The 14782-nt window shown below is 67.0% G+C and carries 13 protein-coding genes; 11 read left to right on the top strand and 2 right to left on the bottom strand.

Going from position 1 to position 14782, the window contains the following annotated elements:
- The first annotated feature begins 58 nt into the window (after positions 1 to 58).
- From QX094_RS29445 to QX094_RS29405, 9 genes are all read left to right on the top strand, one after another.
- A complete protein-coding gene (locus QX094_RS29445; protein WP_315714423.1) occupies positions 59 to 337 on the top strand; it encodes a DUF3551 domain-containing protein in 279 nt (92 codons plus the stop codon).
- 81 nt (positions 338 to 418) lie between these two features.
- Entirely contained in the window at positions 419 to 778 is a 360-nt protein-coding gene (locus QX094_RS29440; protein WP_315714422.1) for a hypothetical protein, read from the top strand.
- A 165-nt stretch (positions 779 to 943) separates the two neighbouring features.
- A complete protein-coding gene (locus QX094_RS29435) occupies positions 944 to 1912 on the top strand; it encodes a Bug family tripartite tricarboxylate transporter substrate binding protein (protein ID WP_315714421.1) in 969 nt (322 codons plus the stop codon).
- Positions 1909 to 2403, top strand: a complete 495-nt coding sequence (locus tag QX094_RS29430; protein WP_315714420.1) for a tripartite tricarboxylate transporter TctB family protein — start codon at positions 1909 to 1911, stop codon at positions 2401 to 2403. The genes QX094_RS29435 and QX094_RS29430 overlap by 4 nt, the downstream gene beginning before the upstream one ends.
- Positions 2403 to 3902, top strand: coding sequence for a tripartite tricarboxylate transporter permease (locus QX094_RS29425; protein ID WP_315714419.1), 1500 nt, complete (start codon positions 2403 to 2405; stop codon positions 3900 to 3902). Before QX094_RS29430 ends, QX094_RS29425 begins: the two co-directional genes overlap by 1 nt.
- 196 nt (positions 3903 to 4098) lie before the next feature.
- On the top strand, positions 4099 to 5574 hold the full coding sequence (locus QX094_RS29420) for an HlyD family secretion protein (RefSeq protein ID WP_315749781.1): 1476 nt from the start codon (positions 4099 to 4101) through the stop codon (positions 5572 to 5574).
- 11 nt (positions 5575 to 5585) lie between these two features.
- Positions 5586 to 6788: a hypothetical protein gene (locus QX094_RS29415; RefSeq protein ID WP_410052231.1), complete on the top strand. Its 1203-nt coding sequence runs from the start codon at positions 5586 to 5588 to the stop codon at positions 6786 to 6788.
- Complete coding sequence (locus QX094_RS29410; protein ID WP_316185947.1) at positions 6788 to 8764, top strand: cellulose synthase catalytic subunit; 1977 nt, start codon at positions 6788 to 6790, stop codon at positions 8762 to 8764. Before QX094_RS29415 ends, QX094_RS29410 begins: the two co-directional genes overlap by 1 nt.
- Before the next feature lie 325 nt (positions 8765 to 9089).
- Entirely contained in the window at positions 9090 to 10148 is a 1059-nt protein-coding gene (locus QX094_RS29405; RefSeq protein WP_316173928.1) for an acyltransferase, read from the top strand.
- Here the strand turns inward: QX094_RS29405 and QX094_RS29400 are convergent.
- Positions 10133 to 11557 (bottom strand): O-antigen ligase family protein, encoded by a 1425-nt coding sequence (locus QX094_RS29400; protein WP_316185948.1) that lies wholly within the window; start codon positions 11555 to 11557, stop codon positions 10133 to 10135. The genes QX094_RS29405 and QX094_RS29400 overlap by 16 nt on opposite strands.
- Positions 11558 to 11670: 113 nt before the next feature.
- Between QX094_RS29400 and QX094_RS29395 the strand changes: the two genes are divergently transcribed.
- The gene (locus QX094_RS29395; protein ID WP_316185949.1) at positions 11671 to 12864 is read left to right on the top strand and encodes a sialate O-acetylesterase; all 1194 of its coding nucleotides are present in this window, start codon (positions 11671 to 11673) and stop codon (positions 12862 to 12864) included.
- A 16-nt stretch (positions 12865 to 12880) separates the two neighbouring features.
- On the opposite strand, the gene QX094_RS29390 is transcribed toward QX094_RS29395, so the two are convergent.
- Positions 12881 to 14368: an MDR family MFS transporter gene (locus tag QX094_RS29390; RefSeq protein ID WP_315749788.1), complete on the bottom strand. Its 1488-nt coding sequence runs from the start codon at positions 14366 to 14368 to the stop codon at positions 12881 to 12883.
- Between the two features lie 137 nt (positions 14369 to 14505).
- Here QX094_RS29390 and QX094_RS29385 point away from each other — a divergent pair, with 137 nt between their 5' ends.
- Positions 14506 to 14754 carry a hypothetical protein gene (locus QX094_RS29385; protein WP_316185950.1) on the top strand — a complete coding sequence of 83 codons (249 nt, stop codon included), beginning with the start codon at positions 14506 to 14508 and terminating at the stop codon, positions 14752 to 14754.
- The last annotated feature ends 28 nt before the right edge of the window (positions 14755 to 14782 follow it).

The following is a 14782-nucleotide window of genomic DNA, read 5'->3' as shown; positions in this document are numbered from 1 at the left end:
CAATCACCGTCTCGGGAATCGGCCTGGGCCGGCGAGACGTCGATTCCGGAGGTCCTGCATGCGTGTCCTCAACTGGAGCGCCCTCGCGCTGGGTTTGGCGGTCGGGTCCGTCCTATCGGGCTCTGCTCACGCCCAAGCCTACGATCCGCGCTATCCCGTGTGCATGAAGGTCTATGAAGGCGGCCGGTTTGGCGGTGGCGAGTGGATCGACTGCAGCTATACGTCGCTGCCGCAATGTCGCGCGACGGCGTCGGGCCGTGCGGCGATGTGCGACCTCAATCCCTTCTACGCCCCGCCGTCGCCTCCGCCGCGCCGCGCGCATCGGCGGCATCGCTGAAACATTTCATGACGGAACGGCCGTTGCCGTGCCGCAATCGAACTGAAGATTCGAGACCCTCGTATCCATCGGGCTGCCGTGATGCCGCATCGTTTCATCGTCGCGATCGTGATGCTTCTGCTGCTGGTGCCCGCGATCGCGTCCGCGGCGCCGTCGCACAAGCGCAAGGCGCACCGTTGGCAGGGCTATGGCTTCCTGCCCGGCTACAAGCAGCCGCCCAACAACAGCCTGCCGCTCTATGCCGACAAGGAGGCCATGCGCAACGGGCCGCGCGGCAGCCGCCGCCATTGGTATATCGACGGTACGCCGAAATACATGCTCTACAACGGCGAGTGGCATTATTTCGGCCAGCCCGGCTTCTATCGCGGCCATTACAATGGCGGCAGCTTCGGCCCGTGCTGGACGCGGACGCCGGTGGGGATGGTCTGGACTTGCGGTTAGGCCGCTCCTCCCACAACCGTCTCGTTCTCCCAAGGCTGCTGCTGCAACGCGGGCGACGGCGCGAGCAATCCCGTCTGGACAGCGGCCGCATTTCCCGCTGAAATGCCGTTCCTCAGAGGCAAAAGAAACGCGAGCCGTTCGTTCGGCCGACCGTGGAGGACCGCTTTGAATTCGTTCTGTACGCGCCTGTTCGGCGCGGTCGTCGCTTTGACTGTGCTTGCCGGTACTCCAGCCTTCGCCCAGCAACTCGAGTTGAAGGTCATGGCGCCGGCCGCGCCCGGCGGCGGCTGGGACCAGACCGCGCGGGCAATGCAGCAGGCCTTCGTGGCGTCGGGTGTGGCACGCAGCGTCCAGGTGACCAACGTCGCCGGCGCCGGCGGCACCGTCGGCATCGCGCAGTTCGTCACCGGCGCCAAGGGCGACGGCAACCAGCTGATGGTCAACGGCTTCGTGATGGTCGGCGCGCTCGCCATGAACAAGTCGCCGGTGACGCTGGAGCAGGTGACGCCGATCGCGCGGCTGACCGAGGAGATCCAGGTCATCGTCGTGCCGGCCGCATCGCCGATCAAGACCGCGCAGGATCTCGCCGCGGCGCTGAAGGCCGACATCGCCAAGGTCACCTTCGCCGGCGGCTCGGCCGGCGGTGTCGATCACGTCATGGCCGCGCTGTTCGCCGGCGCCGTCGGGGCCGACGCCAAGAAGGTCAACTACATCCCGTTCTCAGGCGGCGGCGAGTCGCTGGCGGCGATCCTCGGCGGCAAGGTCACCGCCGGCATTTCCGGCCTGTCCGAGTATGACGGGCAGATCAAGAGCGGCAAGCTGCGCGCGATCGGCATATCCTCGGAGAAGCGCATTCCCGGCGTCGACATCCCGACCTTCAAGGAGCAGGGCATCGATCTCGTGCTCGCCAACTGGCGCTCGGTCGTCGCTGCGCCCGGCATTACGCCGGAGCAGAAAAAGACGCTCAGCGAGGCCGTCGAGAAGATGGTGAAGTCGGATTCCTGGAAGGAGATCCTGAAACAGAAGGGCTGGGATGACGCCTATCTTCCGGGGGACGCCTTCGCCGAGTTCCTGAAGAAGGAGAACGTGCGCGTCACCGACGTGCTGAAGTCGGTCGGCCTCGTCAAGTCATGACGACGGAGCGCGCCGGCACCGAGACACCCGCCTCGGGAGGCGTCGACAAGGCCGGCATCGTCATTGCGGCGCTCCTGGCGGCCGTCGCGCTCGTGCTGGTCTACGACGCCAATCAGATCCCGGCGACCACGATGTACGGCATGGGCCCGCAGGTCATGCCGGTCGTGATCGCGATCGGGCTCGGCATTCTTGCACTGGCCAATCTGATCGATGCCGTCAGAGGCAACCTGCCGCCGCGCGAGAGCTCCGATCCGGTCGCGGTGCTGCTCATTCTTGTCGGACTTGCGCTGCTGATCGCCATCATCGGCTTCGGCGGCGGCTTCATCCTGGCGACGACGGCGCTGTTCGTGACGACGTCGGCGGCGTTCGGCCGGCGCGCCTTTGTCACCGATTTCGTCATCGGCGCGGTGCTGACGACCACGATCTATCTCGCCTTCGACCGCCTCCTGACCTTGAGCCTTCCCGCCGGTCCGCTCGAAAGACTGCTCTGATGGACACCTTTGCCGCACTCGCGCATGGGATGGCGATCGCCGTCCAGCCCATGAACCTGCTCTATGCGCTGGTCGGCGTGTTCCTCGGCACCGCCGTCGGGGTGCTGCCGGGCATCGGGCCGGCGCTCACGGTCGCCCTGCTGCTGCCGGTCACCTACAAGCTCGATCCCGGCGGTTCGCTGATCATGTTCGCTGGCATCTATTATGGCGGCATGTATGGCGGATCGACCACCGCGATCCTGATCAACACGCCTGGCGAGAGCGCCTCGATGGCGACCGCGCTCGAGGGCAACAAGATGGCCAAGGCCGGCCGCGGCGGCCCGGCGCTGGCGACCGCGGCGATCGGCTCCTTCGTCGCAGGCACCATCGCCACGATCGGTCTCGCCTTCCTGTCGCCTTACCTCGTCGACATCGCCGTGCGCTTCGGGCCGGAGGACTACTTCGCGCTGATGTGCGTCGCCTTCGTCACGGTGTCCGCGACCTTCGGCGATTCACCGATCCGCGGCCTCACCAGCCTGTTCATTGGTCTCACGCTCGGCCTCATCGGCATCGACAAGCTCACCGGGCAGGCGCGGCTCGCCTTCGGCGTGCCCGAGCTGCTCGATGGTGTCGAGGTGACGACCTTGGCGGTCGGCCTGTTCGCGGTCGGCGAGGCGCTCTACGTCGCCTCGCGCCGGCATCATACCGAGGAGAAGATCGAGGCCATCAAGGGCTCGCTGTGGATGACGCGCGAGGACTGGAAGCGGTCGTGGAAGCCGTGGCTGCGCGGCACCATGTTCGGCTTTCCAATCGGCGCGCTGCCGGCGGGCGGGGCGGAGATCCCGACGTTCCTGTCCTATTCTGCCGAGCGGCGCCTGACCAAATATCCTGACCAATTCGGCAAAGGCGCGATCGAAGGCGTCGCCGGCCCTGAGGCCGCCAACAACGCCTCCGCCGCGGGCACCTTGGTGCCGCTGCTGACGCTCGGCCTGCCGACGTCGGCGACCGCCGCGATGATGCTCGCCGGCTTCCAGCAGTATGGTCTCAACCCGGGCCCGCTGTTGTTCGCCGAGCGGCCCGACCTGGTCTGGGGCCTGATCGCGAGCCTGTTCATCGCCAACACGATGCTGCTCGTCCTCAACCTGCCGCTGGTCGGCCTGTGGGTGAAGCTGCTCGCGATCCCGACACCATGGCTCTACGCTGGCATCCTCGTGTTCGCGACCATGGGCACGATCGCGGCAAAACCGTCGGTCGTGGAACTGTCGATGCTGGCCGGCTTCGGCGTGCTCGGCTTCCTGATGCGCCGGTTCGATTTCCCGATTGCGCCCGTCGTGGTCGGGCTCATCCTCGGGCCGATCGCCGAGAGCCAGTTGCGGCGGGCGCTCGCGATCAGCCTTGGGGACCCCATGACCCTGCTGCAGTCGCCGATCTCTGCAACGCTTCTGGTCGTCGCGCTGATTGCTCTGATCGCGCCGTTCATCTTGAAGGGACTCGGACGCTTCAAGGCGAATGAGGATTGAGCGCGGCCGCAAGCGGAAACCGCGCCATCGCACTGCAACATAACGTGACCGGAGGTGAGCGCGGAGATCGGGCGCAGCTTGAAACGATGTGCCCGCGATCTGGTTTGGGTTGAGCCATCGAGACCGGAGCCTGGAACTCCGGATCAGCCGAGGAAGCGTCTTTCGGGGCGTGTCACCCCAAACCGAAAGAGACCTGATGACCGATCGCTTCGATGACGGTTTCAAGCCAGCCCCCGCGCAACGTCCCGCCGCTCCGAAGACCGCAACCCAGCCACAGCGCCATCCCGTGATCCTCAGGGTGTCGGCGCTCGGCGTGGCCGGCATCCTCTCGGCGCTGATGCTGACCGCGGTGGTGCCGCCGATCGTGGCCGACCAGTCCGATCGCGCCGTGGTCGATGCGCCGGTGATGCTGCTGACGTCCCCGATCGCGGGCCAGGTCGATTCGCTCACGGCCAAGCCGGGTGGCGAGGTTCGGTCCGGCGACCGCCTCGCAGAGATCACCAATCCGCGGCTGGACCGCGCCACGCTCATCTCGCTGGAAGAAAAGGCGGGCGACGCGCGTCAGAAGCTCGACGCCACCCGCGCCAAGCATCAGTCCGACGTCGCTTATGTCAGCTCGCTCGATCGGGAGATCGCGAGCCAAGCCGGTCAGTTGAAGGCGCAGTTGCAGTCCCAGATCGAGGAGCTGCGTGCCCGCGTCGCGCAGTCGAACGCGCAGAGCAGCGAGAAGAAGGCCATCGTCGACCGCCAGAACCGCATGGTCGCGCGCGATGCCGCCAGCGTCGAGATGCTGAAGCCGACCGAGCAGCAATATGCGGCGGCGCTGCACGACACCGATGCGCAGACTGCCAAGCTGAACCAGAAGCTGACACAGCTGAAGGCGCTCGACGCCGGCGTCTATGTCGGCGAGGATCTGGTCGCGCTGAACATGCTCAGTCAGAAGCGCCGTGACATCGATCTCGATGCAAGGCGGATGGAGATCGAGGAGAAACAGCAGGCGGCCGTGCTCGATGATCTCGAGGGCCTGATCAAGTCGGAGCGCGCGCGGCTGGCGCGGCTCGCTGCCGCGGACGTGCTCTCGCCCGGTCCCGGCAAGGTGCTGGCGGTGGGCGCCGACACCGGACGCCACGTCAGCGCCGGCGATACGATCGCCTCGGTGGTCGATTGCGACAAGCGTTTTGTGGTCGCGATCTTCTCCTATCGCCAGGGCGAAGCGATGAAGCCGGGCACCAAGGTGCGCATCGATGGCGGCGGCTTTCATAGCGGCATCGTCAGCGCCGTGCTGCCGAAGACCAGCGACAAGGTCGACGAGCGCTTTGCCGTGCCATTTCCGCAGACCGAGCGGCGCGAGCTCTATGTCATGATTACACCTGATGCTGCCGACGAAAAACCGGCGGCGCAGCCGACCTCCGCGGCGACACCGGCCTGCACGGTGGGGCAGTGGGTCACCGTGACGCGCGACAATGGCATCGTGCCGTCGATGTCGGTGACATGGCGCCGGCTCGGCCACCTCGTTGCGTCGCTGACCGACCTGGACCCGTCTGAGCCGGACGAAGCGACGCGCCGTGCCGGTGTCACCAAGCTCGACTCCGCCTTGCGGTCGCACCCGGCGCAGCAGCCGGTATTGGACGAGCAGTGGCTTCCGACGGCGCGCGCGGTCTCGGCACAATGAGGCTTCTCTCCATGATGATGGCGGTGATCGCTCTGCTCGGCGGCGCATCGCCGATGCGGGCCGAGACTCCGCTCTGTGCGGGACTGGTGCAGGCCGTCGAGCCTGGCCTCGCCGGCCGTGACGCGGCGTTCATTCGCAGCTACGAGCCGGGTGCCGACGAGGAGGGGCTGCCGCTCGGCCTTTCGACGACGGCGTTCACCTATGACAACGCTCTGGCAGCGATCGCGCTGGTCGCATGCGGTCGCACCGACGAGGGCCGCGTGATCGGCAACGCGCTGATGCATGCCGCCGCTCATGATCGCACCTTCGGCGATGGGCGCCTTCGCAATGCCTATCGCGCCGGTCCTGTCGGCCCCGGGGCGGCGCTGCTGCCTGGCTGGTGGGACGACCAGAAGAAGATCTGGGGCGAGGATGCCGCGCAGGACGGCACCGCGACCGGCAACGTCGCCTGGGCAGCGCTGGCGCTGCTGACGCTGCATCAGGCGACCGGCGAGGAGGGCTACTTGTCCAGCGCGCGGCGCCTGATGGACTGGATCATTGCCAGCGCAACGAACGGAGCGGACGGCTTCAGCGGCGGTTATCACGGTTACGATCCGCAGCAGGTGCGCCTCAGCTGGATGTCGACCGAGCATAATGCCGATGTCTACGCCGTGGCCTCCTGGCTCCATCGTATCACATTGGAGCCGCGCTATCAGGATGCCGCGCAGACGGCGCGCCGCCTGCTCGATCGCACGTTCCGCGGCGATCGCTTCCTGCTCGGCACCAAGCCCGACGGCCGCCTCGCCGACGACAATCTGCTCGCGCTCGACGTGCAGCTCTGGCCGTGGATGGCGGTGACGGATGCGCCCGACTGGCGCAGCGCGCTGCGCTTTGCCGAAACTCATCTTGCCGTCGACGGAGGCTTCGATTTCAACAGCGATCGCGACGGCGTCTGGGTCGAGGGCACCGCGCAGGCGGCGCTGGCCTATCGCATGGTCGGAGATGCCGCTGCCAGCGAGGAGCTGCTTGCAGGGTTGCGTGCCGACCGCACGGCAACGGGACTGCTGAACGCGACGCGCAACGCGCGCCTCACCACGGGTCTGTCGATCGACCCGACGGGCGCGACCACCATCCAGGACTTCTTCTACTACAAGCGCCCGCATCTCGGTGCTACCGCCTGGGCCGTGCTCGCCGAGACCGGCTGGAATCCTTTCACCGGCGCAAGGGTCCCCTGATGTTTCCGCTCCCCAGCAATGACGCCTCGGTGTTGACCACCGATCTCGGAGTCCTGCTCGGGCTCCTCGTGATGGCGCGTCTGCTCGATCCGACGCGCCGGCGCGACCGCCTGCTGTTCGGCGCTACCGCAGCGTCGTTCCTCCTGATCTACACGCTGTGGCGCTGGCACGACACGCTGCCGGTGTTCGACCTGACCCTGCAGGCGCTGTGGCCGCGGCTGTTCATCACGCTCGAGATCGTGGCGATCTCCTACACGCTGATGTCGATTCTGATCTTGACCCGCAGCGTCGATCGCTCGGGACAGGCCGACGCCGCGCAAGCTGCGCTGGCCGCACGGGGCGAGCAGCCGGTCGTGGACGTGTTCATCTGCACCTATGACGAGCCTATGGAGATTGTCGAGCGCTCGATCCTCGCCGCGCTCGCGCTCGACTATCCCAACAAGACCGTCTGGGTGCTCGACGATACCAGGCGCGATCGGCTCCGCGCCTTCTGCGACGAGGTCGGCGCGCGCCATCTGACGCGGCCCGACAACAAGGGCGCCAAGGCCGGCAATCTCAACAACGCGCTTGCGGCGACGGCGCAGCTATCGAACGCGCCGGTGATCCTGGTGCTCGATGCCGACTTCGCCCCGCGCCGTGACTTCCTCCAGCGGACGGTCGGCCTGCTGCTGTCCGAGCCCGATATCGCCGTCGTGCAGACGCCGCAATTCTACTACAACCCCGATCCGATCCAGCACAATCTGCTGGCGTCAAGCCACTGGGTCGACGACCAGCGCTTCTTCTTCGACGTGTTCCAGCCGGCGAAGGACGCCTGGGGCTGCGCGTTCTGTGTCGGCACCTCCTTCGTCGTCCGCCGCGAGCGGCTCATGGAGATCGGCGGCTTCCCGCACGCGGCGATCTCCGAGGATCTCAACCTCACCTACACGCTGCTCAAGCGCGGCCATCGCACGGTCTGGCTGAACGAACCGCTCAGCTTCGGCCTCTCGGCGGAAGGCGTGCCCGAATACATCACCCAGCGCGCCCGCTGGTGCCTCGGCACGATTCAGGTCGCGCTCTTGCGCGATGGTCCGCTGCGCAGCCGCGGCTACAGCTTCACCCAGCGCTGGCACTTCCTGCATGGCGTGCTCAACTGGGCCTGCAAGCCGTTCATGGTGCTGCTTCTGATCGCGCCGCCGATCTACTGGTTCGCCGGGCTGCCGGCGTTCGAGGCCGACTATCTGTCGTTCCTGCGCTACGGCGTGCCGGCGCTGCTCGGGACGATCATCTACATGGGCTGGATCTCGCGTTCCAAGACCCTGCCGCTGTTCATGGAAGCGACCCATGCAGTGACCTGCTTTGCCGTCACGGTCACCTTGTTCAGCGCGCTGGTCCGGCCGTTTGGCCGCCCCTTCAAGGTGACCGACAAGGGCGGCGACCGCTCCAAGCCGCGCGTCCACGGCAAGCTCGCCGCGATCTTCGGCGGGATCGCCGCGAGCTCGGCGGCGGCCATCGTCTGGGCGTTCGTGTCGCCGAATGCAGCCAGCGAGATCTCGTCGATCGACTACTTCAATCTGTTATGGGCCGGCATCGCGATGCTGATCGCCTTCATCGCGTTTCTCGTCTGCTTCGAGCTGCCGCGCGGCGAGGACCTGTTTCCGAGCGACGAGGCGGGCTGGCTGGCGCAGAGCGGCGAGGTCGTGCCGTGCAAGATCGAGGCGCTGTCGCTGTCGTCGGCCCGCGTGGCCGGTCCACCGCATCATCGCATGACCCGGCCGGGCACCCGATTGCCGCTGCATCTCGACGGCCTCGGATGGCTCGAGGCGTCGGTCGAGGCCGTCTCCAGGACGACCACGCATCTGCGCCTGCAGCCCGACGAAGCGCAACGGCGGCAATTGGTGGTCCGCCTGTTCAGCTCATCCCGCGGCGTCATCACCGATCGCGCCCGCGTGCGCGGTGCGCTGGCAGGGCTGGCGCGACGCGGTTTCGTCGGGCGGTGACGTTGCCGATCGTGCTGTCGGGTAGGCAGAGAGGCCGCCGCAGGCGGCAGCGGGCCCGCCGTCGAACCGCGCACTTGGACGCGAGACGGTGGCACGGCGTTACCTCGAGCTCGCCTCGGAGAAGCATCACGGCAGCGCCTTTGCCTCCAGCTCGTGCCATCCGGCAGAGGCTTATCGGTTGGTTAAGACTAACGCGAGAATACCTCCGATGTCCTGGCAGGCGCCGACGGCGCTGCAAAGCCGGCTGCGATATGACTTGGGGCGCTGACTTCGCAGCATCGCGGACCGGACGCGGGCTGCGCGACAGAGGCAGGACAAGTCGGGCATGGATGCTGGAACGCAGAGGGCAACGGCTGACACCGCGCGCACGGCGTGGATCGATTTCGCGCGCGGCCTCGGTGTCATCCTGGTGGTGTACGGTCATGTGCTTGGCGGTCTGGTGCGCCCCGGCATCTTCCCGGATGGAGCCGTCGCGCGCTGGATGGACTACACGCTCTATACGTTCCACATGCCGCTGTTCTTCTTCCTGGCCGGCTTGAACGTGCAGCACAGCTTGCGGCGCGGCGCGCGTCCTTTCCTCACCTCCAAGCTCTGGACCATCGCCTATCCCTATGTGCTGTGGTCGCTGATCCAGGGCGGGATCACGATGCTGCTGGCGCGGGATGCCAACATCCCGATACATCCCGGCGATCTCACCGCGATCTGGTATCGTCCAATCGCGCAATTCTGGTTCCTCTACGCGCTGATGATCTGCCACGTGATCGCGGTGCTGGTCCCGTCGCGGACGGTTTTGACCACGCTCGCGCTGGCCGGGCTCGGCGTGTTCCTCGCGCTGCCGATCCGGCCGGACCTCGCGCTCACGCTGCATCATCTGCCGTTCTACGTCGCGGGTGTCTACGGTGTCAGCGTTGTGGCGGAATGGCGGCCGTCCGGCTGGTCCGCGTTGGCCGTGATCGGGATCGCGTTTGCGGCCGCAGTGGCGGTGGGCGGCCAGCTGTCCGGCATGGACGCCAACGGGCTCGCCTCCCTGCCGGCCTGTGTGCTCGGGATCGCCGGCACGGTCGGGCTCTGCAAGCTGCTCGCGCCAACGAGCCATCGCTGGCTTGCGGCCGCAGGCGTCGCGTCGATGACGATCTATGTGCTGCACATCCTTGCCGGCTCGGGCATGCGGATCATCATGCTGAAGCTGCACATCCCGCCATCGCCATGGGTCTATCTGCTGGCCGGAACGGCGGCCGGCGTGGTGCTTCCTCTGATCGCGCATGCCATCCTGCGGCGGCTCAATCTGCTGGCCGTCTTCGGGCTCGCACCGCCGGCCTCCCGCAAGCTCCAGACTGCGGCGATCACGCCGCGCGCTGCAACGTCCGATCAGGCGCCGGCCTGATGCTGCCGAGCGGCGACGGTGCGCCGTGCTCCGTCGGCCATCTGGTCGAGCGGACAGGCCATCGCGACGAGCATCCAGAACAGCGCCGAGACCTCGCCGGAGGAGATGCTGGTCAGCGGCAGCTGAATCAAGAGCGCACTGATGGCGAGCGCCCCGAGCACGGCGCCCTCGCGCGTCGGTATCCGCCACGCGGCGCCGGTGGCGGCGAGCCCAACCCAGACATAGGCCGCGAGGCAGATCAGTCCGACCGGAATGCCCATCGTCACCCAGCTTGCGATGATCTGCCCGTCGATCGGCATCGCGCCGGCGACGCCGACGTCGGTGATGGTGAAGCCCGATCCCAGGACCATGCTGTTCGGCGCATTCCACAGCGTGACGAACTCATCCAGCCGCTCGCTGCCGCTGCTGTCCTGCGACGCGCTGCCGAGCGATTCCAGACGGGAGGTGATGACCTCCGCGAACGGCGTGAACATGACGGTGACGATCACCGCGCCGACCAATCCGACCGTGATCGATACGGCCCGACGCCGCGTCGCGGGGAACAACATGCAGAACAGCACGCCCACCGCGAGCGTGATCCAGCTGGTGCGGTAGAGCGACAGCAACAAGCCGAGCGCCGCGGGCGCCATCGCCGCCATTGCCAGCCATCCCGGGCGCAGGAAGCCCACCAGCAGCAGGCCGGTGGCCGTGAAGGTCGCGTAGCTGGCCGGGCCGTTCATCGTGCTGAACACGCGCACCATGTAGGGCAGCGGATAGCCGGCCGAGGTGATGCTGGCATTCACCATCCAGAACCGATCCCAGCCTTGCGGATCGACATATTGCCAGATGCCGTAAAGGCCGGTGACGGGCAGCACCAGCAGGAATACGCGCGTGATTGCATCGAGCAGGGCGCCGTCGGATCGCGCCCGCTGCTGCAGGGCGATCGCATAGAGTACGGGCGCGGCCCATTTCATTCCGCCATTGGCGGCGTTGAACCAGTCATTCTGGAAGATCGACAGCGCGCCGCCATAGACGATGCAGGCGAGGACGATGAAGGGCGCCACGAGCCAGGGATTGCCCGGCCTGTCCTTGTCCGAGGGCGAAAGCACCAGACTCGGAACTGGCGCGATGATGAACAGCAGCGGGCCGCTCAGCATGACGCCGGACGAATCGAACCCTGCGGAGATGTCGACCAGGCGGCGCACGAAAGGAGCAAAGGCGAACATCAGGATCGCCGACTGCACGTGGGCCGCGGGGCTGCGACGCCACGCGAACCAGCCGGCCACCGCGCAGCCGAGGATGAAGGCTGGTCTGACGATGCCGCCGAGTGCCGGGGCGGCAAGCGCCGTCGCTGCCAGGAGAAGCGCGGACGGCCAACAGTTCATCGCCATCGCCGCGAGCGGCTGCGGATCGATTCGGCTCTCTTTCATGAAGTCGGACTATAATGGAAATCCGGTCTCCTCAGGCATGTTCGAGGCTGGGAGTCAGATGCCCGGCGCCTGAGGCGGCCGTCAACCGAGGCGACGAAAGAAGTGATCCGAGCATGATGCGACGCGCAATCGTGGCCACGCTTGTCGCAGCGTGGTTGGCCGTCTCGTTGACCGCGACGGCAGGAGCTGCGGAGGTGCTGCCGGCCCGCGACGTCTGCCAGCCGACCACCTCGGCCAAATCGCGCGACGGCAATTGCGTTCCCTGCGCCGTCGGACCCATCTCGACCGCCCCTGGGTTCCTGGCACTGCTGGAGCAGGTGCGCACGCGGCGCGCCGCCTTTGCCGACATCGACCGTCGTATCGATGGCGCGAGCGGCGACCCGGAGGTGCAGAGCCTGCTGCAGGGACGCAACCTGGCCCGTGCACTGTACGGTTCTGACGCGGATTTCATCGCGGGCGGCAACGCCTCGCGCTGCCTCCTGCCGGACAACGAGGCTGTGCGTGCCAGGGCCACGCCGATTGCCTGCGACGCGATTCCGCGCGAGGGGCTGGTGGTGCTTCTGACCGCGGGCCAGTCGAACATCTCCAACACCGGCGCGCCCGATCAGAGTGGCCGGCTCTATCAGCCTCACAACCGGTTCTACAATTTCGACCGCTTCGACGGCCGCTGCTACGTGGCGCGCAATCCATTGCTGGGAACGCCGGGCGAGGGCGAGAACGTCGCCACCCGGTTGGGCGACGAATTGATCGATCGCGGGCTGGCGAAGACGGTCGTGATCGCACCCGTTGCGATCGGCGGGACTTATCTCGAGGAGTGGCGCGCCCGCGGCGGCAAGTATTTCGAGGTGCTGCTCGCAACCGTCGCCGGCCTGCGCGACGTAGGTCTCGAACCGAGCGCGGTGCTCTGGCATCAGGGCGAGTACAACGCCTTCGCGTTCTCCACCAATGGTGCGGAGGACGGCGCGTCCCTGCACGTCACTGCGAAAATGAAGGAAGCGGGACGACTGTCCTACTTGCGCAATTATCTTGAGATCGTTGCCGGCCTGCGGGCGGCCGACCTGACGGCGCCGATCTTCGTCGCCACGGCGACGCTCTGCGGCAGTGTTCCCGACGAGATCATCCGTTCAGCCCAGGCCGCCGTGCCGAACCCGGCACTCGGCGTTTATCCTGGCCCGGATACCGACCAGATCGGGCTCAAGCTGCGCCACGATGGCTGCCACATGAGCCATGCCGGCACCGAGTTGCACGCGCGGATGTGGGCCGATCGCCTGGCCGACTACTGGAAGTCCGGGGCGAGGCGGCCTTGAGCCGGAAGCGGGACGATCAGCCGAGCTTCTGATCCCGCGCATCATGCGTGGTCTCGCTCGCCGATTTCCTGGCGGCCTTCTCCGCGCCCTTCTCGGCGCCCTTGCGGCTCGCGATCGCGGCCACCTTGCGGCCTGAGATCTCGCTGCCGGCGTCATCCGGCATCTGCCAGAACAGGATCGACGACAGCGCCGACGTGATCGCGACGACGATGAAGGCGGGCGCGAAGGACGCCGCGGTGAGCTGGCTCGCGCCGTGCATCCACATCGTGGTCTCCACCGAGAACGCGCCGACCGCGACGCCGGCGGAGATCGCGAGCTGCTGGTTGACGCTGGTGAGCGTCGTGGCGCGGCTCATCTGGGCAGTCTCGACCTCGGCATAGGCGACGGTGTTGATCGCGGTGAACTGCAGCGAGCGGAAGAAGCCGCCGACCACGAGAATGATCAGGATCAGCAGCAGCGGGGTCGCCGGCGTGAACAGCGCGCAGGCGGCGAGGAAGACCGAACTGACGACGGCATTGACGGTCATCAGATGGCGGAAGCCGAAGGCGCGGATGAGGCGCGCGGCCAGCGCCTTCATGCCCATTGCGCCGGCGGAGGAGCCGAAGGTGACGAGGCCGGACTGGAACGGCGACAGCCCGAAGCCGAGCTGCATCAGCAGCGGCAGCAGGAAGGGCAGGGCGCCGATGCCCAGGCGAAACATGAAGCCGCCGACGATCGAGGCACGCAGGGTCGGCAGCCGCAGCAGCGAGAAATCGAGCACAGGAGAGTTGGTGCGCCAGGAGTGGCGGACGTAGAGCGTCATCGAGATCGCGCCGATCGCAACGAGACTCGCGACCACCGGCCACGGCAGCAGGTTGAGACCGGCGACCGAGAGACCGAAGGCGAGGCCGGCGAGGCCGATGCCGGCCAGCACCATGCCATAGAGATCGAACGGCTCGGGATTGTCGCTCTTGATCGGATCGATGAAGCGCAGCGCCATGATGATGCCGACGATGCCGATCGGGATGTTGATCAGGAAGATCCAGTGCCAGGAGAAATAGGTGGTGATGAAGCCGCCGACCGGCGGCCCGATGACCGGACCGATCAGCGCGGGGATGGTGACCCAGGCCATGGCGCCGACGAGGGCGCTCTTGTCGACGGAACGCAAGAGAACGAGACGCCCGACCGGCGTCATCATCGCCCCGCCCATGCCCTGCAGGATGCGCGCGAACACGAAGTTCTCGACGGAGTTGGCGAGCGCGCAGCCGATCGAGCCGATCATGAACACGGCGACCGCGCTCGAGAACACCCGTCGCGCGCCGAAGCGGTCGGCGGTCCAGCCGCTCGCCGGGATGAATACCGCCAGCGACAGCAGATAGGAGGTGATGGCGAGCTTGAGCGTCAGCGGGCTGGTGCCGATGTCCCTGGCGATCGCCGGCAGCGAGGTCGCGATGACCGTGGAGTCCATGTTCTCCATGAACAGGGCGGTGGCGACGATCAGCGGAATGACGCGTTGCTTGTTCATCGGAGGTCGGCAGCGGGAGGAGGAGGGCGGGCGCCGGGGCTTTAACACCCTGCGACGAACGAGGCCATTGCGCTGCTGGCATGGCCCCCTAGATGCAGCGTGACGCTGCCGCGTCCCGTTTTGTTGGAGATGTGCCGATGATCTACCTGCTCGCCGCTTTGGTGCCGCCGCTGGGTCTGCTGCTCAACGGGCAGCCGTTCGCGGCGATCTTCAACCTGCTGCTGTGTCTGGTGTGCCTGATCCTCGGCCTGTTCTTCCACGTGCTGCTGCTGGTGCCCTCGGCGCACGCTTTGGTCGCCGTGCACACGCGGCGGGAGGACCGGCGACACCGCGAGGTGGTCGAGGCCATCCGCCGCTACGGGCCACCGCCGGGCGCATGGCGCTAGGCGCGGAACTTCTGCTCCGGAATGGGGG

Origin of the sequence: Bradyrhizobium sp. SZCCHNS1050 (genome assembly GCF_032484785.1) — a bacterium.
In the GTDB taxonomy this organism is placed as follows: domain Bacteria; phylum Pseudomonadota; class Alphaproteobacteria; order Rhizobiales; family Xanthobacteraceae; genus Bradyrhizobium.
This window is presented reverse-complemented; position numbering and strand designations above follow the sequence as displayed.

Coding starts and splice junctions, on each gene's coding strand:
- QX094_RS29430 (WP_315714420.1), top strand. CDS start 1,909: ATGACGACGGAGCGCGCCGGCACCGAGACACCCGCCTCGGGAGGCGTC.
- QX094_RS29440 (WP_315714422.1), top strand. CDS start 419: ATGCCGCATCGTTTCATCGTCGCGATCGTGATGCTTCTGCTGCTGGTG.
- QX094_RS29410 (WP_316185947.1), top strand. CDS start 6,788: ATGTTTCCGCTCCCCAGCAATGACGCCTCGGTGTTGACCACCGATCTC.
- QX094_RS29405 (WP_316173928.1), top strand. CDS start 9,090: ATGGATGCTGGAACGCAGAGGGCAACGGCTGACACCGCGCGCACGGCG.
- QX094_RS29420 (WP_315749781.1), top strand. CDS start 4,099: ATGACCGATCGCTTCGATGACGGTTTCAAGCCAGCCCCCGCGCAACGT.
- QX094_RS29395 (WP_316185949.1), top strand. CDS start 11,671: ATGATGCGACGCGCAATCGTGGCCACGCTTGTCGCAGCGTGGTTGGCC.
- QX094_RS29390 (WP_315749788.1), bottom strand. CDS start 14,368: ATGAACAAGCAACGCGTCATTCCGCTGATCGTCGCCACCGCCCTGTTC.
- QX094_RS29415 (WP_410052231.1), top strand. CDS start 5,586: ATGATGATGGCGGTGATCGCTCTGCTCGGCGGCGCATCGCCGATGCGG.
- QX094_RS29400 (WP_316185948.1), bottom strand. CDS start 11,557: ATGAAAGAGAGCCGAATCGATCCGCAGCCGCTCGCGGCGATGGCGATG.
- QX094_RS29385 (WP_316185950.1), top strand. CDS start 14,506: ATGATCTACCTGCTCGCCGCTTTGGTGCCGCCGCTGGGTCTGCTGCTC.
- QX094_RS29445 (WP_315714423.1), top strand. CDS start 59: ATGCGTGTCCTCAACTGGAGCGCCCTCGCGCTGGGTTTGGCGGTCGGG.
- QX094_RS29425 (WP_315714419.1), top strand. CDS start 2,403: ATGGACACCTTTGCCGCACTCGCGCATGGGATGGCGATCGCCGTCCAG.